Source organism: Bradyrhizobium sp. sGM-13 (genome assembly GCF_018398875.1).
Taxonomy (GTDB): Bacteria; Pseudomonadota; Alphaproteobacteria; order Rhizobiales; family Xanthobacteraceae; genus Bradyrhizobium.
The window spans coordinates 112740-133033 of the sequence record NZ_JAGWDK010000006.1 but is presented as its reverse complement, the minus strand read 5'-3'; the positions used below and the strand labels follow the sequence as shown (position 1 = coordinate 133033).

General features: G+C 63.7%; 18 protein-coding genes and 2 pseudogenes. 12 read left to right on the top strand and 8 right to left on the bottom strand.

Annotated elements, in window-relative coordinates:
- Nucleotides 1–113: 113 nt before the first annotated feature.
- Nucleotides 114–920 carry a carboxylesterase gene (locus tag KJQ96_RS11225; RefSeq protein ID WP_213286679.1) on the bottom strand — a complete coding sequence of 269 codons (807 nt, stop codon included), beginning with the start codon at nt 918–920 and terminating at the stop codon, nt 114–116.
- A 225-nt stretch (nt 921–1145) separates the two neighbouring features.
- Here KJQ96_RS11225 and infC point away from each other — a divergent pair, with 225 nt between their 5' ends.
- On the top strand, nt 1146–1685 hold the full coding sequence (gene infC, locus KJQ96_RS11220) for a translation initiation factor IF-3 (RefSeq protein WP_028347926.1): 540 nt from the start codon (nt 1146–1148) through the stop codon (nt 1683–1685).
- Between the two features lie 65 nt (nt 1686–1750).
- Here the strand turns inward: infC and KJQ96_RS11215 are convergent, their stop codons facing one another.
- Nucleotides 1751–2179 carry a hypothetical protein gene (locus KJQ96_RS11215; protein ID WP_213286678.1) on the bottom strand — a complete coding sequence of 143 codons (429 nt, stop codon included), beginning with the start codon at nt 2177–2179 and terminating at the stop codon, nt 1751–1753.
- Nucleotides 2180–2442: 263 nt separating this feature from the next.
- On the opposite strand from KJQ96_RS11215, the gene rpmI reads away from it, so the two are divergent.
- The 6 genes and pseudogenes from rpmI to KJQ96_RS11185 all read left to right on the top strand — a co-directional run bounded on the left by rpmI (nt 2443) and on the right by KJQ96_RS11185 (nt 7999).
- Nucleotides 2443–2643, top strand: coding sequence for a 50S ribosomal protein L35 (rpmI, locus tag KJQ96_RS11210; protein ID WP_008539890.1), 201 nt, complete (start codon nt 2443–2445; stop codon nt 2641–2643).
- Between the two features lie 75 nt (nt 2644–2718).
- Nucleotides 2719–3078: a 50S ribosomal protein L20 gene (gene rplT, locus KJQ96_RS11205; RefSeq protein ID WP_028347928.1), complete on the top strand. Its 360-nt coding sequence runs from the start codon at nt 2719–2721 to the stop codon at nt 3076–3078.
- Between the two features lie 224 nt (nt 3079–3302).
- Nucleotides 3303–4385 (top strand): phenylalanine--tRNA ligase subunit alpha, encoded by a 1083-nt coding sequence (pheS, locus tag KJQ96_RS11200; protein WP_213286677.1) that lies wholly within the window; start codon nt 3303–3305, stop codon nt 4383–4385.
- Nucleotides 4382–4771 carry an ASCH domain-containing protein gene (locus tag KJQ96_RS11195; protein WP_213286676.1) on the top strand — a complete coding sequence of 130 codons (390 nt, stop codon included), beginning with the start codon at nt 4382–4384 and terminating at the stop codon, nt 4769–4771. Before pheS ends, KJQ96_RS11195 begins: the two co-directional genes overlap by 4 nt.
- A 9-nt stretch (nt 4772–4780) precedes the next feature.
- Complete coding sequence (gene pheT / locus KJQ96_RS11190) at nt 4781–7234, top strand: phenylalanine--tRNA ligase subunit beta (RefSeq protein WP_213286675.1); 2454 nt, start codon at nt 4781–4783, stop codon at nt 7232–7234.
- A pseudogene (locus KJQ96_RS11185) lies at nt 7231–7999 on the top strand (sulfite exporter TauE/SafE family protein). Before pheT ends, KJQ96_RS11185 begins: the two are co-directional and overlap by 4 nt.
- A 99-nt stretch (nt 8000–8098) precedes the next feature.
- Here the strand turns inward: KJQ96_RS11185 and KJQ96_RS11180 are convergent.
- The gene (locus KJQ96_RS11180) at nt 8099–8812 is read right to left on the bottom strand and encodes an adenine nucleotide alpha hydrolase (RefSeq protein ID WP_213286674.1); all 714 of its coding nucleotides are present in this window, start codon (nt 8810–8812) and stop codon (nt 8099–8101) included.
- Nucleotides 8812–10209 carry an NAD(P)/FAD-dependent oxidoreductase gene (locus tag KJQ96_RS11175; protein WP_213286673.1) on the bottom strand — a complete coding sequence of 466 codons (1398 nt, stop codon included), beginning with the start codon at nt 10207–10209 and terminating at the stop codon, nt 8812–8814. The genes KJQ96_RS11180 and KJQ96_RS11175 overlap by 1 nt, the downstream gene beginning before the upstream one ends.
- Before the next feature lie 189 nt (nt 10210–10398).
- On the opposite strand from KJQ96_RS11175, the pseudogene KJQ96_RS11170 reads away from it, so the two are divergent.
- Nucleotides 10399–11236: pseudogene (locus tag KJQ96_RS11170) on the top strand (YiiX/YebB-like N1pC/P60 family cysteine hydrolase); the annotation flags it as partial.
- A gap of 243 nt (nt 11237–11479) precedes the next feature.
- Here the strand turns inward: KJQ96_RS11170 and KJQ96_RS11165 are convergent.
- A complete protein-coding gene (locus KJQ96_RS11165; RefSeq protein WP_213286840.1) occupies nt 11480–13630 on the bottom strand; it encodes a TonB-dependent receptor in 2151 nt (716 codons plus the stop codon).
- 187 nt (nt 13631–13817) lie between these two features.
- Here KJQ96_RS11165 and nikR point away from each other — a divergent pair, with 187 nt between their 5' ends.
- Complete coding sequence (nikR, locus tag KJQ96_RS11160) at nt 13818–14264, top strand: nickel-responsive transcriptional regulator NikR (RefSeq protein WP_213286672.1); 447 nt, start codon at nt 13818–13820, stop codon at nt 14262–14264.
- Between the two features lie 78 nt (nt 14265–14342).
- On the opposite strand, the gene KJQ96_RS11155 is transcribed toward nikR, so the two are convergent.
- Nucleotides 14343–14618 carry a metal-sensitive transcriptional regulator gene (locus KJQ96_RS11155; RefSeq protein ID WP_057844804.1) on the bottom strand — a complete coding sequence of 92 codons (276 nt, stop codon included), beginning with the start codon at nt 14616–14618 and terminating at the stop codon, nt 14343–14345.
- Between the two features lie 48 nt (nt 14619–14666).
- Between KJQ96_RS11155 and KJQ96_RS11150 the strand changes: the two genes are divergently transcribed.
- On the top strand, nt 14667–17063 hold the full coding sequence (locus tag KJQ96_RS11150; protein WP_213286671.1) for a heavy metal translocating P-type ATPase: 2397 nt from the start codon (nt 14667–14669) through the stop codon (nt 17061–17063).
- Nucleotides 17064–17131: 68 nt separating this feature from the next.
- Here KJQ96_RS11150 and KJQ96_RS11145 read toward each other — a convergent pair whose 3' ends face one another.
- Nucleotides 17132–17878 (bottom strand): hypothetical protein, encoded by a 747-nt coding sequence (locus KJQ96_RS11145; protein WP_213286839.1) that lies wholly within the window; start codon nt 17876–17878, stop codon nt 17132–17134.
- A gap of 313 nt (nt 17879–18191) precedes the next feature.
- Here KJQ96_RS11145 and KJQ96_RS11140 point away from each other — a divergent pair, with 313 nt between their 5' ends.
- The gene (locus KJQ96_RS11140) at nt 18192–18944 is read left to right on the top strand and encodes a sulfate transporter family protein (protein WP_213286670.1); all 753 of its coding nucleotides are present in this window, start codon (nt 18192–18194) and stop codon (nt 18942–18944) included.
- A gap of 42 nt (nt 18945–18986) precedes the next feature.
- Here the strand turns inward: KJQ96_RS11140 and nth are convergent, their stop codons facing one another.
- On the bottom strand, nt 18987–19739 hold the full coding sequence (nth, locus tag KJQ96_RS11135; RefSeq protein WP_213286669.1) for an endonuclease III: 753 nt from the start codon (nt 19737–19739) through the stop codon (nt 18987–18989).
- 23 nt (nt 19740–19762) lie between these two features.
- Between nth and KJQ96_RS11130 the strand changes: the two genes are divergently transcribed.
- Nucleotides 19763–20284 (top strand): DUF2244 domain-containing protein, encoded by a 522-nt coding sequence (locus KJQ96_RS11130; RefSeq protein WP_213286668.1) that lies wholly within the window; start codon nt 19763–19765, stop codon nt 20282–20284.
- Nucleotides 20285–20294: the final 10 nt, after the last annotated feature.

Here is a 20294-nt window from a genome sequence, read left to right as displayed (position 1 = left end):
CCCGCGAAGGCGGGGCATCCAGTATTCCAGAGAAAGCGATTTTGATCGATAGGCCGCGGCGTACTGGATCGTCCGCCTTCGCGGACGATGACACCGTAGCTACCGGTGAGAACTCACCCCATCTCCGCCACCGCAGCGATGATCCGCGCGATGTCTTGCGGGCGGGACAGACGGTGGTCGCCGTCCTGGATCATGGTCAACACCACATCCTCGGCCGGCAACCGGTGCGCCAGCGCGAAGGCGTGCTGCCAGGGCACGTCGGGATCCTGCGCGCCCTGCAGGATGCGCACGGGGCATCCGACGTCGATGGCACTGCCGAGCAGGAGATGGTTGCGGCCCTCCTCGATCAGCGCGCGCGTGATCGGATAGGGCGCGCCGTCGCCATACTCCGACGGCCGCATCCACACGCCCTTAGTCCGGATCTCCTCGCGGACCTCGTCGGAGAAGCTGTTCCACATCAATTGCTCGGTGAAATCAGGCGCCGGCGCGATCAACACCAGTCCGGCGAGGTTCGCCTGCGTCGCCTCACGCTCGGCAATGGCGCGCGCCAGCAACAGCGCCAGCCAGCCGCCCATCGATGAACCGATCACGACCTGCGGGCCCCGGCAGAATTGCTCGAATACCGCAACGCTCTCTTCAAGCCAGCATCCGATGGTGCCATCGATGAAAGCGCCGCCCGATTCGCCATGGCCGGAATAATCGAATCTAATACAGGTCCGGCCATGTTCCGCAGCCCACGCGTCCAGCGCGAGCGCCTTGGTCCCCCGCATGTCGGAATTGAAGCCACCGAGCCAGAATAGTCCGGGGCCGCTGCCGGCACGGGCGCGCACAGCGATCCGGCGGCGCGCGGCGCCCTCTCCCACCTCGATAAAGGTCGGTTCCTGGTCGATTGGCGCTGAATTTGTCGCTGAATCAGCCATTGGATCGGTCACTCTCGCCCTACCGCTTTGTCCGCGAGCACGCTCTATCGGTCAAGCACGAGACCGCCCGGCGCTTGCGGATCAGGCCTCCGCGCTATATTTGCCGGACGTGACCGAAATGCCTCGCATTTGACGGTTTTCGGGCGCAGACCGCGAGTTCGCTTGCTGTCTTGAGCGTATTGCTTCACACTACGGCCCTTCTTTCACAACTTTGGAGAGTTACCCATTCGCCGTCCCAACAGAGCCCCGCCCGCTGCAACCAAAGACGGGCCGCGCACCAATGATGATATCCGCAACGCGCAAATCCAGCTGATCGATCAGAACGGCACCAACCACGGAACGGTCGAGACCGTGGTCGCCATCAAGATGGCGCTCGAGGCGGGTATGGATCTTGTCGAGATTTCGCCGAACAATAATCCTCCCGTCTGTAAGATCATGGACTACGGGAAGTTCAAGTATTCGGCACAGAAGAAAGCCGCCGAGGCGCGCAAGAAGCAGAAGATCGTCGAGATCAAGGAGATCAAGCTGCGGCCGATGATCGACGATCACGATTACGACGTGAAAATGCGCGCCATGCAGCGGTTCTTCGAGGAAGGCGACAAGGTCAAGATCACCTTGCGCTACCGTGGCCGCGAAATGGCGCACCAGGAGATCGGCACCAAGCTCCTGGACAAGGTGAAGGCCGACGTCGCCGAATTCGCCAAGGTCGAGCAGGACGCCAGATTCGAGGGACGCCAGGTCGTGATGGTGCTGGCGCCGCGTTGATGTGAGTGAGTGGAATTGAGGGCGGCCGGTCGGACGATCCGGCGGGCCGCTTCCTTTTCCGAGGGTCAGCTCCGCGTGGCCTGCCAGGTGCCGCTGCAGTAGTCGCCGGTGATAATACCGCGCCATGCGCCGGCGCCGTAGGCGCCGGCGAGCCGGCCACCGCCGCTCGCCCTGGAAGCGCCAACCGAAACGCGAACCGAAACAGCCCCGGCGCGATTCACCGAGCCCGAAACCCTGCCACCACCAGCCGATGAGACGCGGCCGCCTATCACGGTGAAGGGGACGCTGTAGCCGGAACTGCAATTGCCCCGCGTCGTGGCGAAGACCACGTTCCAGATGCCATCATAGGCTCCCGTGGCCCTGCGCCTGGTCGCGGCGTCGGCGGCGGGCGCCGTCGCTATCGCGGCGAATGCAGCCAATATCGGAAGCCAGCGCATGCTCCGCGGGCGTGGAAAAGCGGCAAAACGGGCAATCGATCGCTGAAAGTGGGCCATTTCTCTCGCTCCGGGCCGGGATGTTGATGATATCAGCGACTTGGTCACTGCACCGCGATCCGCGGTTCATCGTTGCCATTTGGCGTTTCCTCTGCCATAAGCCCGACCTTCATCGCCCGGCTGATCAAGGGCTGCCGTGTCGATGTTCGTGCGGGTTGACTCACTTTTTGAGAAAAACCTGAGCACTTTCAACGCTCTAACGAGCATTTTAAGCCACAAAAGCGCCCCTCGGGCGCGTTTTTCTGCGGCCACAGGAGAGCCAAATGCCCAAGCTGAAGACCAAGTCAGGCGCTAAAAAGCGCTTCAAGGTGACTGCCACCGGCAAAGTGATGCACGCCCAGCGCGGCAAGCGCCACGGCATGATCAAGCGGACGAAGAAGCAGATTCGTCAGCTCCGTGGCACCCGCGTGCTGTTCAAGACCGACGGCGACAACGTCAAGAAGTACTTCTTGCCGAACGCCTGATCGCGTTCACGTCATTACAGCCGAGCCGCGCCCGCGCGGCGATCCCGTCATCTTATCTGATCAAGGATACCAGTCATGTCTCGCGTCAAACGCGGTGTGACCGCTCACGCCAAGCACAAGAAAGTCTACAAAGCCGCCAAGGGTTTTTACGGCCGCCGCAAGAACACCATCCGCGCTGCCAAGGCCGCCGTCGAGAAGGCCGGGCAATACGCGTTTCGCGACCGCAAGCGCAAGAAGCGCACCTTCCGCGCGCTCTGGATCCAGCGTCTGAACGCGGCTGTGCGCCCGTACGGCATGACCTACAGCGTGTTTATCAACGGCCTCTCGAAGTCGGGCATCACGGTGGATCGCAAGGTGCTGTCGGATCTCGCCATCAACGAGCCGGCGGCGTTCCAGGCGATTGCCGAGAAGGCCAAGGCCGCGCTGGCGGCCTAATTCGCAATCGCTGCGGCGTTCTTGCAATTCCGGTGTCATGCCCCGCCTTGTACGCAATTGCGCACCGGGGCGGGGATCCAGTAACCACCGACCGACATTTTGATTCCGGGGGTTACTGGATCATCCGCTTTCCGCCTTCGCTCGTTGAGCTTCGGCGGACAAGTCGCGGATGGTGAGGGTCCCGTTTGGACTGCGAGCGCGCGTTGCCCAAAGGTACCGTCGCCATGTCCGACCTAGCTCAACTCGAATCCCAAATTCTCAGCCAGATCGCCGCCGCCGGCGACGAAGCAGCACTCGAAGCCGTGCGTGTCGCTGCTCTCGGCAAGAAGGGCTCGATCTCGGCGCTGCTCGCCACCCTCGGCAAGATGTCGCCGGACGAGCGCAAGACGCAAGGCGCCGCGATCAACCTCGCCAAGGACAAGGTTACACAGGCGCTCTCCGCGCGCCGCGACATCCTGAAGTCGGCCGCACTCGATGCCCGGCTTGCCTCCGAGACCATCGACGTCACCTTGCCGTTGCGCGAGACGCCTGCCGAACAGGGCCGCATCCATCCGCTGAGCCAGGTCTTCGAGGAGGTCAACACGATCTTCGCCGACATGGGATTTGCGATCGCCGAAGGTCCTGATATCGAGACCGACGATTACAATTTCACGAAACTGAACTTCCCCGAGGGCCATCCGGCGCGGGAGATGCATGACACCTTCTTCTTCAATCCGAAGGAAGACGGTTCGCGCATGCTGCTGCGGACTCACACCTCGCCGGTGCAGGTGCGCACGATGTTGTCGCAGAAGCCGCCGATCCGCGTGGTTTGCCCGGGCCGCACCTATCGTATCGATTCGGACGCGACCCATACGCCGCAATTCCACCAGGTCGAAGGCCTCGTGATAGACAAGGGCTCGCATCTCGGCCACCTCAAATGGATCCTGCACGAGTTCTGCAAGGCGTTCTTTGAGGTCGACCACATCAACATGCGGTTCCGCCCGTCGTTCTTCCCGTTCACCGAACCCTCGCTCGAGGTCGACATTCAGTGCCGCCGCGACAAGGGCGAGATCCGCTTCGGCGAGGGCGAGGACTGGCTGGAGATTCTTGGCTGCGGCATGGTGCATCCGAACGTGCTGCGCGCCTGCGGCATCGACCCTGATGTCTATCAGGGCTTTGCCTGGGGGATGGGCATCGACCGCATCGCGATGCTGAAATACGGCATGTCCGATCTCCGGCAATTGTTCGAGAACGACGTGCGCTGGCTCTCGCATTATGGCTTCAAGCCGCTCGACGTCCCGACGCTCGCGGGGGGATTGAGCACGTGAGTACCGTCCCTGCGAAATATCAGGACTTGCGATCCTTCGCGTTCGGCGATGGGCCGGAGCTTGCCGACGAACTGCTCGACTTGGTGATCAAGGGCGTGAAGACCGCGACCTGCTCTACCGAGGACGAGCCGAACACGTCGACGCCGGGCGAACGCTGGATCGTGGTCGATGGACGCGGCACGCCGCGTTGCGTGATCGAAACCGCCGAAGTCACCTACCGCCGTTTCGGCGAAGTCGATGCTGCCTTTGCGTACGAAGAAGGCGAAGGCGACCGCAGCCTCGCCTATTGGCGCAAGGCACACCGCACCTATTTCGGCCGGCAAGGCAAGTTTCGCGAAGACATGATGCTCATGTGCGAACGCTTCCGGCTGGTCGAGGTTTTCTAGGAACGTACAATGAAATTCACGCTCTCCTGGTTGAAGGAACATCTCGACACCGACGAGCCGCTGGAAAAGCTTGCCGACAAGCTCACCATGATCGGGCTCGAGGTCGAGAGCATCGAGGACAAGGCGAAGGCGCTCGCGCCATTCTCTATCGCGCGGGTGATCTCGGCCGAGCAGCATCCCAATGCCGACCGTCTGCGGGTCTGCATGGTCGATACCGGCAATGGTGCTGCCCCGGTGCAGGTGGTCTGCGGCGCGCCGAATGCGCGCGCTGGGCTTATCAGCGTATTCTCGCCGCCCGGCACGTTCATCCCGGGCAAGAACATCACGCTCGGCGTCGGCACCATCAGGGGCGTCGAGAGCCGCGGCATGCTGTGCTCAGCGGCGGAGCTGCAGCTTTCCGAAGACCATGACGGCATCATGGAGCTGCCGGCCGATGCACCGATCGGCAAGGGCTATGCCGAATGGGCCGGGCTTGGCGATCCCGTGCTCGAAATCAATCTCACGCCGAACCGGCAGGACTGCACCGGTGTGCACGGCATCGCGCGCGACCTTTCTGCCGCCGATATGGGCAAGCTGATCGACCCCGGCATCAGGCCGGTGAAGGGCGAATTCCCCTGCCCGGTGAAAGTGACGGTCGAAGATGCGATGCTGTGTCCGGGCTTCGCGCTGCGGCTGGTGCGCGGCGTCAAGAACGGTCCTTCGCCGGAATGGCTGCAGAAGCGGCTGACCGCGATCGGGCTGCGGCCGATCAATGCACTGGTCGACATCACCAACTTCATGACCTACGACCGGGCCCGGCCGCTGCATGTGTTCGACGCCAGGAAGGTGACCGGCAATCTCACCGTGCGCCGCGCCAAAGAAGGCGAGAGCCTGCTGGCGCTCGACGGCCGCACCTACACGCTCGATCCCACGATCTGCGTGATATCGGATGAGCATGGCGTTGAATCGCTCGCCGGCATCATGGGTGGCGAGACTTCCGGCTGCGACGAGAATACATCAGACGTGCTGATCGAATCGGCGCTGTGGAATGCGATCAACATCGCGCAAACCGGACGCAAGCTCGGCATCAATTCGGATGCGCGCTACCGCTTCGAGCGCGGCGTCGATCCGGCCTTCATGGTGCCGGGGCTCGAGCTTGCGACCAAAATGGTGATGGAGCTCTGCGGCGGCACGCCGTCGGAGACTTTCGTCGTCGGCAATGCGTTCGGCGACGACCGCATCATCGATTTTCCGCTGAGCGAGGTCAAACGCCTGGCTGGCATTGAGGTGCCGTTGGTCGAGATGCGGCGCATCCTTGGCCATCTCGGCTTCATCGTCGCCGGCAACGGCCCGGTCGTGAAGGTCGCCGTTCCCTCCTGGCGCACCGACGTGCACGGCAAGGCCGACATCGTCGAGGAAATCGTCCGCATCGTCGGCGTCGACAAGGTGCCGATGGCGCCGTTCGAGCGCGGCGACGAAGCGCGCAAGCCGGTGCTGACCACGATTCAGTCCCGCACCCGCCGCGCCAAGCGCGCGCTGGCCACACGCGGCATGGTGGAGGCCGTGACGTGGTCGTTCATCTCCAAGCCGCATGCTGAGATGTTCGATCGCGATCCGCCCAGCGCTTTGCCTGACCATGCACTGGCGAACCGCCGCGGCCACCCCGAGCTGTCGCTGGCCAATCCGATCGCGGCGGATATGTCCGACATGCGGCCGAGCCTGCTGCCTGGTCTGGCCACGGCGGCGCAGGCGAATATCAACCGCGGTGTTCCGGATCTGGCACTGTTCGAAGTCGGACAGGTCTTTGCCGGCGACAAGCCGGGAGATCAACTGGTTGCAGCCTCCGGCGTGCGCCACGGCTTTGCGTCGTCGAACGGCATGGGCCGGCATTGGTCCGGCTCGGTCACAGCAGACGCGCTCGACGCCAAGGCCGATGCGTTCGCGGTGCTCGCGGCGGCCGGCGCGCCAATGCAGGCGCTGCAGATCGTTCCCGGGGGACCTGCGTGGCTGCATCCGGGTCGTTCCGGCACGATCCAGATCGGGCCGCAGAACGTGCTCGGCTATTTCGGCGAGCTGCATCCGCGCGCGCTGGAGGTGCTCGGCGCCGATGGCCCGATGATCGCATTCGAGGTGATCCTTGACCGCATTCCCGACGCCAAGAAGAAGCCAACCCGCGCCAAGCCGCTGCTAGAGCTCTCCGCGTTCCAGCCGGTATCGCGCGATTTTGCCTTCATCGTCGATCGCGCCGTCAAGGCCGGCGACATCGTGCGCGCGGCGCAAGGCGCGGACAAGAAGCTGATCACGGACGTAGCCGTATTCGATGTCTATGAAGGCAAGGGCATTGACCCGGCCAAAAAGTCGATCGCGATCGCCGTGACGATCCAGCCGCGCGAGAAGACGCTGACGGATCAGGAGATCGACGCCGTAGCGGCGAAGATTGTGGCCGAGGTGACGAAGAAGACCGGCGGCACGTTGCGGGGATGAACCCTCTCGGGCTCATCCCTTCCGACATCAGCCTCAACGCCGCAATCGCGATTTGCGCCGTCGCCTTGATGTCGGGCACGGCGCGGGGCTTTTCCGGCTTTGGCTCGGCGCTGATCTTCATGCCGCTGGCCAGCTCGATTGCCGACCCGCGGCTGGTTGCCGCGCTGCTGCTGATCATCGATTTCGTCGCCGCCGCGCCGCTGCTGCCGAATGCCTGGGAGAAGGCTGACCGCAAGGCGACTGCGGTCATAGTGGTGGGTGCGCTGATCGGCGTGCCGCTCGGCACCTATTTCCTGAGCCGGTTAGAGCCGGTGACGACGCGCTGGATCATTTCCGTCTTCGTGTTCGCATTGCTGTTGCTGCTGCTCTCGGGCTGGCGTTACCGCGGCAAGGACCACGTGGCGGTCTCGATCGGCATCGGCGGGCTGTCGGGCTTTTGCAGTGGCCTTGCCCAGACCGGCGGCCCACCGATCGTCGGCTACTGGCTCGGCCGCCCGATTCCGTCCGTGATTGCCCGAGCCAACATCGTGCTGTTCTTCGGCGCCTCGGATTTCTTCTCCGCCGTGAGTTACGCGGCGACCGGACTGATCACGATGGATGCGATCAAGTTCGCGCTGGTGGTCGGCCCCGTCTACGGCATCGGCGTCTGGTTCGGCGCGTCGCTGTTCGGCAAGGCTAGCGAAGCCGTATTCCGCTCGAAGTTACGCGCTGATCGCGGCCGCGGTCGTCTTCGGCCTGCCGGCGCTGGATGGAGTGCTGCGGTGACGTCACCGTCGTCCCTGCGAAAGCAGGGACCCATAACCACAGGCGTTCGCGATTCGAATTGGATGTAGCCCCAGCGTGCTACAGCACTAGCAACTGTGGCTATGGGTCCCGGCTCGCGCTTCGCTTGGCCGGGACGACGGATTCATTATCCATCACCAGATCGCAATACGCATATCCGTCGCGCGGGACGCACTCTCCGGTCATCACCGCAAGTCGTCGCGAAAACATCGGCCCTGCCACGACACAGGTGTGAAACTCGCCGTTCTCGCCGCAGGGATCGATACCGTCCGGCAAGTCGGCGAGCAGCGTTGCGTCGAATTTGCGACCGGCAAATTCCGCCGACAGCTTCTTCAGATCGACGGTCGCGATATGGGCTTCGAGCCCGCTTGCAATCATCGCTCGCGCGAGTTCCGGCGTTGGCCGCTGCCAGAGCGGAAACACCGGCGTAATTCCGGTGCCTGCCAGCTTCTGTTCGCGATAGGCGCGGATGTCAGCCAGGAACAGATCGCCGAAGATCATATGCGTGACACCATCGGCAACCGCTTGCGCGACCGCCTCACCCATGCGCGCCTCGTAGATCTCGTTCGGACAGGGATAGGGAATTACCACGATCCGCTGCGGCAGGCCGGCGGCCTCGCATTGCGCCTGCAAGATTTCCTGCCGCACGCCATGGATCGAGACGCGGCCGAACGTCTCGGTCACCGTGGTCAGCGCGCCGACCACCTCGAATTCTCCCGCGCGCAACACTTCATGCAGCGCAAAGGCTGAATCCTTGCCGCTCGACCAGGAGATCAGTGCTTTGGGACGGGCCATCAGTTGCTCGGAGATGGTGCGCGCCGCCGCTGCTTCGCCGGCCGCGCCTCCGGTTCGGAGTCCTTCAACGCACCGATCCGTCGCAGGGCCGCCTCTGCCGCGCGTTCGCCGCTTTCCCAGGCGCCGTCGATCGTTCCCCACAGCGTTTCATGGGTCGCCTCGCCCGCGAGATACATGCAGCCAATCGGATCGGTCAGAACCTTTCGTGACGACTGCCCGCCAGGACCGGCCGCTGACATCGCGCCGAGCGTGAACGGCGCGGCGTTCCAGCGCGTCGCGCTCGATTTCGTCACCGCGGCGGCCGCCTCGCTGCCGTACAGCTTCGTCAGCCATTCCACCGCAAACGCCACCATGGCCTTCTCGCCCTGCGCGGAAAGATCGCGGCCGAACGAGCCGCCGACATCGAGGGTGCAGAGCGACGAGCCGCCGATATTGGCTGATATCAGCGCCGTCTTGGTCGAGTTGCTCTGCTCGATGATGACATCGTCACGGGCGAGGCCGAGCGGATTGCCCGCCATCTGCAGGGCGATCCGGTCGTAGCTGCCGAGACTGAGCTTCGAAGCGGCGTCGAGCATGCGCTTCGGAATTTCGGGCGCAAACTTGATATTGCCCGCCGCCAGCACGTTGCTCGACACCGTGACGACGGCAGCGCGGGCGACGATCTTTCCGGCAGGTGTTTCCACCATAACGTCGCGGTTGCTCCAGACGATGCGATTGGCGGGCGTCGACAGTGCCACCGGCACCTGCTCGCCGAGTTTTGCGATTAGCGTGCCCAGTCCTTGGCGGCAGCCGATCGCGATGTTGCGGTCCTGCGCGCGCGACTTGTCGCCGACCGAGACGTCGTTCAGATCCTTGCCGGAGAAGCTGGCCCCCAGCACGAATTCCGCCGTGCCCGCCCAGACGCCGAGATCCTTCGGCAGCACGGAAGCACAGGAAACATCGAACCGCCGCGCGGCGTCGTCGATGGCGCGGTTGGCGCGCACCAGCGCCGCCAGAAACTCTTCGGTCTCGCCGGCTCGGGCATTGCGGCGACCGATGCGGATCTTCTGGCCCGATGGCGCGCTTGTGATCTCGAGCCCGGCCGCCCGCGCCAGCTTGATCATCGGATTGGTCTCGGGATTGTGCATCCAGCGCGCGCCGCGGTCGAACGGTACGTCGAAAGTCGAAACGTCGGTTTGACAGCGGCCGCCGATCTGGCTTGCCGCCTCCACCACGATCACCCTGCGGTTCGCCGCCATGATCCGTCGCGCCGCAGCAATGCCGGCCGCGCCTGCGCCGATCACCACGATGTCGGCGTCCCGCGGCAAGGGCGCGGCCCCCGCACGTGCACCGAAAAGGCCCGGAACCGCCGCCAGGCCTGCAGACGCCGACAAAAAGGCGCGGCGGGTCAATGTCATGTCATGGTTTCCGGGACCTGAAGGACGCGAGAACAGCTAGCGAACTGTGCAGCATCTCACGTGACGCAGCAACACTCATGGTAAATCAATCATGATTGACCGGCATCCCGCATGAACTAAATTGAAACGGCTTGCGACCATGATAAGGAAACAAAAAAAGCGGAAGAAAAGCCGCTCTGGGGGAGTTTCATGGGCGTAATGCTCGACACTATCGGCCAGTTGATTGCGGGCTACCTGCAGAAGGAAGTCCCGGGCTATGAGCCGTTCACGCCCAGCGACCCCGAACATTTGCGCGGCGTCATCGAGCCCGGCGATGTGCTGCTCGTCGAAGGCAACAACCGGATCTCCGGCATCATCAAATACCTCACGCAGTCGACCTGGTCGCATGGCGCGCTCTATGTCGGTCCGGTTGACGGCGCCACCGAGCCCGACGGCGAGCCGCATGTGCTGATCGAGGCCAATATCGGCGAGGGCGTCACCTCGGCGCCGCTGTCGAAATATTTTCCCTATCACACCCGCATCTGCCGCCCGGTCGGCCTGTCCTACGAGGACCGCACCACGGTGTGCCGCTACGCCATCAACCGGATCGGCTTCGGCTACGACACCAAGAACATCGTCGATTTGATGCGCTATCTAATTCCGTTGCCGATACCGCAGCGATGGCGGCGGCGCATGATCGCGTTCGGCTCCGGCGATCCCACCAAAATCATCTGCTCGGCGCTGATCGCGCAAGCCTTCGACGCCGTGCGCTATCCGATCCTGCCCAAGATTACCCGCGCTGCCTCGCGAAAGGCCCGGCGCGAAATCCTGCATATCCGTGATTCCTCGCTCTACATGCCTCGCGATTTCGACATCTCGCCCTATTTCGAAGTCGTCAAACCCACCATCGTGCACGGCTTCGACTACACGGCCCTGCACTGGGCCGACAAGCAGAAGCCGCTCCCGGAGGTAGCGGGCCAATTCGGTGTGTTTCCAGAGGTCAAGTCGCCGCCGCTTGTTCCTGAAGAGATTGACGAAGAGACGCCGCTTCCGGCTGCGGCTGAAGAAATGATTGTTGCGACGATGGTCGAACGCGTCACGGTGTCGGAACATTATCTCGCCGTCGAATACGTCCCGGTCCGCCCGCCGGAGCGCCGCATGAGGCCGCGCAGGCCGGAGCCGGTGGCGCAAAAGCACGAACTTGTAGGGTGGGCAAAGCGAAGCGTGCCCACCAGCGACCTACACCGCGTCACGAATGGTGGGCACGCTGACGCCTTGCCCACCCTGCAGTCTAAAATCTTCCTGCCAGCGTCAGCCTCACCGCCAATGGCTCCGCCGGATGCACATGACGATCCGCCACGCCATCGATCGGCTCGCCCGGCAGTCGCGACAGGTAGTAGTACTCGATCTGGTTGGTCTTCGCGTCGAAAAGATTGAGCACGTCGAGCTGTAGCCGCAGGCCGTTGTCGAACTTGTAGCCCGCGCGTGCATTGAAGATCAGCGATGACTGCGAGCGGACGCTGTCGTCCTCGATCAGGGGACGTGGGCCGAAATAGCGTCCCCGCAGCGCGCCGAACCAGCCGGCCTCGCCGCCAAATGTCAGACCGCCGCTCGCGACCCATGCCGGCGCGCCCGGGATGAAGTTGCCGGCGGAATCGGGATCGGTGAAGCGGGCGCGGGTGTAGGCGACATCGAAGTCGAGCCGCATCCACGGCAGCATTTGATATTGGTTGGTCCATTCCACGCCGACGCGCCGGCTGGGCCGGCTCGGTTCGGTGGTGCCGGCATCGCCGACGAACAGCAGCTCGGAATCGAAATCCAGCACGAACACCGCAAGCGAGCTGGTGAGACCTTCAATAGCTTTGGTGCGGATGCCGATCTCGCCGCCCTTCGATCGCACCAGCAGCGGCACGCGATCTTGCGGCGTCACTTTGTCGATCGGATCGACGGTGATGGTTGCGCCTCTGATATCGTTAGAGTGCAGGCCGTAGCCCGCATTGCCGTAGAACTCGGTTCGATACCATGGCCCCAGCACGAATCCGGCCTTGGGGCTCGCCATCGACGCCTGCGCGTTACCGGAATTTTGCGGCGTATCGCTCAGCACCCTTCCCGCAAAATAATCCTCGCGGATGCCGACCGTGGTGCGCAGCCAATCGGTCCAGCGCCCCGTCGTGTCGGCCCACAGGCCGACATTGCCTTCCCTCACGCTGTCTTCGCGAACAGTCGAAAGCGTCTCGCGCTGCAACGTCTTGAATAGGCCGACACGGATATCATCGCTGCGCGTCTGCAATCCGATGCGGGTCTGCGTTTCGATCCCGCCCACGCGTGCATCGAGGGCGTGGCTGGCGTTAAGGCCATAGATCGTGCGTCCGTCCATCTGGCTGAACTGATCGCCATCGACGGGATCGTCGAGAAAATAGGTGAAGTTGTTGTAGAGCCGCAGCGACGAGTTGATCACATAGGCGTTGACCTTGCTCTGTCCGTATTCGCTCGACTGCGCCCAGTTGCTCGACAGCGAGAACCGGCTCGAGACGCCGCCATCGGTCGGATCGAGCGTTCCGAACCGGCCGATCACGCCCTGGTCGATCGCGCGCTGCGCCACCTGGTCGGTCGAACTCCAGCCGTTCGAATAGGCCATTGCCGACAGCGTAAAGCCGTCGGTCGCGGTGCCCTGGCTGTAGCGCAACACGCCATTGAGCTTGCGCACATTGTCGGGTACGTCCCATGGACCATTATGTGCGACGCCCTCGAACGCGCTGAGCAAGGCGCCCGCCCCGACCGCCGTCGACGCCGCTGCCAGCGCGCGGCGATGGCCAAAACTGCCGAACGTCAGCTCAGTGATGTTCTTCGGCAGCCCATTGAAATAGTCGACGGCGACAGCGCCCGCGGACGCGAAGTCGCCTTGGTCGGCGAAGCACGGTCCCTTGCGGACACTGACGGACTGCACCAGCTCCGGAATCAGAAAATTGATATCGGCATAGCCCTGGCCGTGACCGTGGCTCGGCATGTTGACCGGCATGCCGTCGACGCTGATGGCGAGATCGGTGCCGTGATCGAGATTGAAGCCGCGCAGAAAATACTGGTTGGCTTTGCCCTCGCCGGAATGCTGGGTAACGATCAGCCCGGGCACCACCTCCAGCGCCTCGCCAACGCGCGAAAAAGGCCGGGCGTTCAGCTCCGTGCCGCTGATCGTCATGGCGCTGGCTGAAGTCGGTTGCAGGTATGCCGGCCCCGCCGTTGCGGAGCCGGACGTCACGCCACCACTGACCGGCAGCAGAACAGGTGCGCTCGGCTGAACGGCGGAGGAATTTCGGGCGGCTTGGCGAGCGCGCGGCAGCTTGGCCCGGTCGCGCGGCCGCGCTTCGGGAGGATCTATAGTCACAGCGGGAAGCCGGTCGGCCTCTGCGGCAGCGACGTTCTGCGCGTTCGCCGGCGACACCATCGCGAGCAGTGATGCGGCGGCGGAAAATGCCCCCCAAGCAGATCGACGCAACGCTCATGCCCCTGCATGATAACTGCTACAATCGGCGCGCGACCGCATCAGTTCGACTTAACCGGCGCATCACGCTAGCAAGCGCAGTATGACGATACAATAGGAATGTCATACTGGAGCAAGAACGGAATTTTCCATGCAACGGATTACGATCACGATCGAAGACGAACTGCTCGCCGAGATCGACGCGGCCGCGGAAGCGCGCGGCTATCAGAACCGTTCCGAGATCATCCGCGATCTCGCCCGCGCTGGCCTGCAGCAAAGCGCCGAGAACGCCACGCCGGCGGGCCAATGCGTCGCCGCACTGGTCTACGTCTACGATCACGCCGCGCGCGACCTCTCAAAGCGGCTGGTGCAGAATTTCCACGGCCATCACGATCTGTCGCTGGCGACGCTGCATGTGCATCTCGACGACGCTTCTTGCATGGAGGTGACGGCGCTCAAGGGTGCAAGCGGCGAGGTCCGGCACCTGGCCGATCACATCATCGCCGAACGCGGCGTACGCTATGGCCGCGTGGTGATGATCCCGACTGGTTCGAACAAGAAGCCGCGGGCGCGCAGGCACACGCACCGGCACGACTGACACTGATCTGGATCAGGGCGCGCGGTTGGCTCGGAAGCAATACTCGCCGACCCATCTCACGAGACCATTGCCACGATGCTACCGGTCGGAGCGCCCGATCACGTCCATCAGTTCAGCGATCTTTTCGCGCTGGTCGGCCTTGTTGCCGCTGGTGATGGCGTGCTCGACGCAGTGCGCCACGTGATCCCGCAAGACCTCCTCCTCGACACGCCGCAGCGCGGCCCGGACGGCGGAGATCTGGGTGACGATGTCGATGCAGTAACGGTCCTCATCAACCATTCGTGACAGGCCGCGGACCTGGCCCTCGATCCGGCTGAGACGCTTCTGACAGGATGCCTTGATGTCTTTTCGCATGCGGCCTATATACCCCTACAGGGTATAGGTTTCAAGCCGGAGATGATGATGAACAACAATGAAAACGCCGATCGAAACGGCGCTTCCAGGCGCGCCTGCTGCGGCGGGCATGGCCACGCCAGTCACAGCCACCACGGCCATCAAGCCGCCGGTACGGCTACCGTTCGCGATCCCGTCTGCGGCATGACCGTCGACCCCGCGATCAGCAAGCACCGCTTCGACCATTACGGCGAGACCTTTCATTTCTGCTCGGCCGGCTGCCGCACCAAATTCGTCGCCGATCCGATCGCTTATCTCGAGAAGGACAAGGCACCGAAGGCCGCCGTGCCGGAGGGCACGATCTACACCTGCCCGATGCACCCGGAGATCCGCCAAGTCGGCCCCGGAAGCTGCCCGATCTGCGGCATGGCGCTGGAGCCGGAGGTAGCAAGCCTCGATACGGCGCCCAATCCGGAACTCGCCGACATGACGCGCCGCTTCTGGATCGGCCTCGTGCTTTCCCTGCCGGCCGTCGTCCTCGAAATGGGCGGCCACCTCGTCGGCGGACATGGCTGGGTCGACCAGACGCTGTCGAACTGGATTCAGCTAGCATTCGCCACCCCGGTCGTGCTCTGGGCCGGCTGGCCATTCTTCGTACGCGGCTGGCAGTCGCTGGTGACGCGCCATCTCAATATGTTCACGCTGATCGCGATGGGCACCGGCGTAGCCTATGCCTACAGCGTGGTCGGCACCGTTGCGCCCGGCATTTTCCCGGCCACCTTCCGCGGCCATGGCGGTGCGGTCGCGATCTATTTCGAAGCGGCGGCGGTTATCACCGTGCTGGTGCTGCTGGGCCAGGTGCTCGAACTCCGCGCCCGCGAAGCGACGTCAGGCGCAATCAAGGCGCTGCTGCAGCTTGCGCCGAAGACCGCGCGCCGCATCGGCGACGACGGCACCGATCATGAGGTCGAGATCGACGCGTTGGCGGTGGGCGACAAGCTGCGGGTCCGGCCGGGCGAGAAGGTGCCGGTCGACGGCATCATCCTCGAAGGCCGCTCCTCGCTCGACGAAGCGCTAGTGACGGGCGAATCCATGCCGGTCACCAAGGAGCCTGGCAGCAAGGTCATCGCCGGCACGCTGAACCAGTCCGGCGGCTTCGTCATGCGCGCCGACAAGGTTGGCCGCGATACGCTGCTGTCCCAGATCGTGAAAATGGTGGCGGATGCGCAGCGCTCCCGTGCGCCGATCCAGCGGCTGGCCGATCAGGTTTCCGGCTGGTTCGTGCCCGTTGTCATCGCCGTGGCGCTGATCGCATTCGGCGCCTGGGCTTGGTTCGGACCGGAGCCGCGCATGGCATTTGGCCTAGTCGCGGCCGTCAGCGTCCTCATCATCGCCTGCCCCTGCGCGCTCGGCCTCGCCACGCCGATGTCGATCATGGTCGGTGTCGGTCACGGCGCCCAGGCCGGCGTTCTGATCAAGAACGCCGAGGCGCTGGAGCGCATGGAAAAGGTCGACACGCTGGTTGTCGACAAAACGGGCACGCTGACCGAGGGCAAGCCGAAGGTGGTCACCATCGTGACGGCCGTGGGATTTGAAGAGGCAGAAATTCTGCGGCTGGCGGCGAGCGTCGAGCGGGCCAGCGAACACCCGCTTGCCGACGCCATCGTGCGGGCGGCCAAAGAACGCAATCTCGATCTCGGCACGGTCGAGGCATTCGATTCGCCGACCGGCAAGGGCGCCACCGGCAAGGTCGACGGCAAGACCATCGTGCTCGGCAACGCCAACTTCCTGCGGTCCCTCGACATCGATGCCAGCGCGTTGAACGAACAGGGCGAACGTCTGCGCGGCGACGGCGCGACGGTGATCAACATGGCGGTTGATGGCAAGCTTGCGGGATTGTTAGCGATCGCCGATCCCGTGAAGGCGTCGACACCTGACGCCCTGAAGGCACTGGCGGCGGACGGCATCAAGGTCATCATGCTGACCGGCGACAACAAAACCACGGCGAACGCCGTCGCACGCAGCCTTGGTATCACCGAGGTCGAGGCGGAAGTACTGCCCGATCAAAAGAGCGCGGTGGTCGCAAAACTGCAGAAGGCCGGCAAGATCGTTGCGATGGCCGGCGACGGCGTCAACGACGCGCCGGCGCTCGCCGCAGCCGAAGTCGGCATTGCGATGGGCACGGGAACGGATGTTGCGATGGAAAGCGCCGGCGTCACGTTGCTGAAGGGCGACCTCGGCGGCATTGTCCGCGCCCGCCGGCTGTCGCAGGCGACCATGCGCAATATCAGGCAGAACCTGTTCTTCGCCTTCATCTACAACGCCGCCGGCATCCCGATCGCCGCCGGCATTCTCTATCCGGCGTTCGGCCTCTTGCTGTCACCGATCATCGCGGCGGCGGCGATGGCGCTATCGTCGGTCAGCGTCGTCGGCAACGCGCTGCGATTGCGGTTGACGCGGCTGTAGCTGCGTCATGCGTTTCCCAGGATGCGATGCTGTTCCGGGGTCCATACTTGCGGCGGGTGGGCGCTAGATCACGCCGCCTTCCCGCGCGGCAATCCGGCGCGTGCCAGACCGCCATACAGCGTCTCATCCGGCATTTCCGATTTCAGAATGCCGCGCACCGCGATCAACCTTTCAATATCGATGCCTGTGGCAAATCCCTTGCTCTCGCACAGAAACACCAGATCCTCGAACACCACGTTGCCGGTCGCGCCCGGCGCGAACGGGCAACCACCGAGGCCGCCGAGCGATCCATCGAGCACGCGCGCGCCGGCATCGAGCGCGGCGGAAGCGTTGGCGATTCCCATGCCGCGCGTGTCATGCAGGTGAATACAGATCGGCTTTCCTCCGGCGATCTTCACCGCGCCCGCGACCAGTTCGCCGACCTGATTCGGCCCGGCATAGCCGACCGTGTCAGCGATCGCGACCATGTCGACGCCGGCCTCGAACAGCTTTTCCGTCAGCCGCAGCACTTCGGCAGGGTCTACGGGACCTACGATCGAACAGCCCAGCGCCATCGAAATCGCGGCGTTCACCACCGGTCTGTGCGCGCTGGCGTCGCGCAATTCGCAGAGCCGCCTGACGTTGGCGATCGCTGACACCCGCGACCGGTTGGCGTTGGCCTGGCTGTGTTCTTCAGTAGCCGAACCACCGAAGCGACTTCGGCCACGCCAGACGCCAGCGCCTCGTTGACGCCGCGCTCGTTCAGCGTCAGCGCGATGCCGTAGGCGCCGGGCAGCGACGCCACGGTCCCGATGATGTCGCGCACATCGGCGAATTGCGGAAACGTCTTTGCCGGCAGGAACGAGCCGACCTCGAAATGGCGCACACCCGCGGCATACTCATCGCGAATCCAGCGCTGCTTGGCGGATGTGGACGGAAATGTCTTCACGAGCTGCAGCCCATCGCGCAAGCCGACCTCGCGCAGCACGATCTTGTTGTCGGGATAGATTTCCTCAACACGAGTCATGGCAGCCTCTTGCGGCGCTGTTTTTGATGGCAGTCTCTCCCCCAGGCACCGGCAGGCTCTTGCCGAAGCCCTTGCGGCTATCTACCTCTCGCGAGGGCTTTTTCACAAGAGGCAGAACCGCCATGTTGGACGCCGCCGTCAAGGCGCTTTCGCAGATCCTGTCGCCGCCGATGCGCACCATCCTGTGGCGCTCGATCGGGCTGGCGCTGGTGCTGATTACGGTGCTGGCCGTCGGCTTGCAGCGCGCATTGAGCTGGTTCGCTGAGTACGGCGAAGTCTGGGCCGAGGCGATGCTCGGCCCGGGCTTCCACACGTCGCTCAATATCCTTTCCTGGATCATCTCGATCGCGGCCGGCCTTGGCGTCGTGCTCGGCGGGATCTTCCTGATGCCGGCGGTCACCTCGCTGGTTGCGAGCGTGTTCGTCGATGACGTCGCCGAGCATGTCGAGCGCGAGCACTATCCAGCCGAGCGTCCCGGCGACGCGCTGCCGCTCGGCATCGCCATTCCCGAGGGCATCAAGACGGCGCTGCTCACCATTCTGGTCTACCTGATTGCGTTGCCCTTCGTGCTGTTCGCAGGCGCGGGCTTCCTGATCTTCTTCATCGCAACGGCGTGGCTTTTGGGCCGCGAGTATTTCGAACTTGCCGCGATGCGCTTTCGCCCGCCGACGGAAGCCAAGGCGATGCGCAAGGACCACGCGGCGACCGTGTTCACCGCGGGCCTATTCATCGCGGCGTTTGTGTCGATCCCGATCGTCAATCTGGCGACGCCGCTATTCGGCATGGCCTTCATGGTCCACATGCACAAGCGGTTATCGGGCCCGCGGCCGGAGTTGATCGAGCCCGCGCGCAAGCCGGGCATGCCGGTGGTGTAATCTCCTCCCTCTCCCGCTCTTCGCGGGAGAGGGAGAAGGGACTCACACCGTCTTTTCCGGCCACCGGCACAGATCGTTGATCAAGCATACTTCGCAGCGCGGCTTGCGGGCGAGGCAGGTATAGCGCCCGTGCAGGATCAGCCAGTGATGGGCGTGCCGCATGAATTCCGGCGGGATCACCTTTTCCAGCCCTAGCTCCACCGCGAGCGGCGAGTTGCCGGATGCGAGACCAGTACGGTTGCCGACGCGGAACACATGCGTATCGACTGCCATGGTGTGTTCGCCATAGGCCATGTTAAGCACGACGTTAGCGGTCTTGCGCCCGGCGCCGGGCAGCGATTCGATTTCCGCGCGGGTGCGCGGCACCTCGCCGCCGAATTCATCAATCAGCTTTTGCGATAGCGCGATGACGTTTTTCGCCTTGTTGCGATAGAGCCCGATGGTCCTGATGTAGTCGCGTACCTTGTCTTCGCCGAGCGCCAGCATCTTCTCCGGCGTATCGGCCACCGCAAACAGCGCGCGCGTCGCCTTGTTGACGCCGGCGTCGGTCGCCTGCGCCGACAGCACCACCGCCACCAGCAGCGTGTAAGGGTTGAGATGTTCGAGCTCGCCCTTCGGCTCCGGATTGGCCTTGCGAAATCGGCTGAAGGCCTCGTGGATCTCGGCCGGTGTCCAGGGTTTTGGCTTCGGCGATTTCTTCGCCTTGGGCACCGCTTTGGCGCCCCTCTTCGTCGGCTTCTTCGGCACGGACGGAACATTGGTCTTGGCGTTGGAAGCGCGGATGATTTTGGCCATGATCGGGGATATACTGATACGCGATGACCGCAAGCAACGACTTTGATCCGACGCTTGATCAGCCGACGCTGTTTTCGGCGCGGGTGACGCCGCATCGCTCGCTGAACCGCACCGGCTTTTTGGTGCTGATGATTTTCATCGGCGGCGTGAGCTTTGTCGCCGGCATCGCATTTATGCTGATGGGCGCCTGGCCAGTGGTCGGCTTTTTCGGCCTTGATGTGCTGGTGATCTACTGGGCGTTCCGGGTCAATTTTCGCAGCGCTGATGCCACCGAGGACATCATGGTGACGCCAACGGAGTTGCGCGTCCGGCGGGTCAGCCATCGCGGCCATCTGATGGAATGGTCGTGCAATCCGCTCTGGGTGCAATTAGAGCAGACCGGCGACCCGGAATTCGGCATCGAGCGGCTTTACCTGGTCACCCGCGGCCACCGGGTGTCGATCGGCCAAGTTCTGGGACCCGACGAAAAAGCCAGCTTTGCCAAAGCCTTATTGGCCGCACTACAGGTCGCCAAGCGCGGGCCGACCTATAATCCGGTGGCTTGAGGTGCTTGTC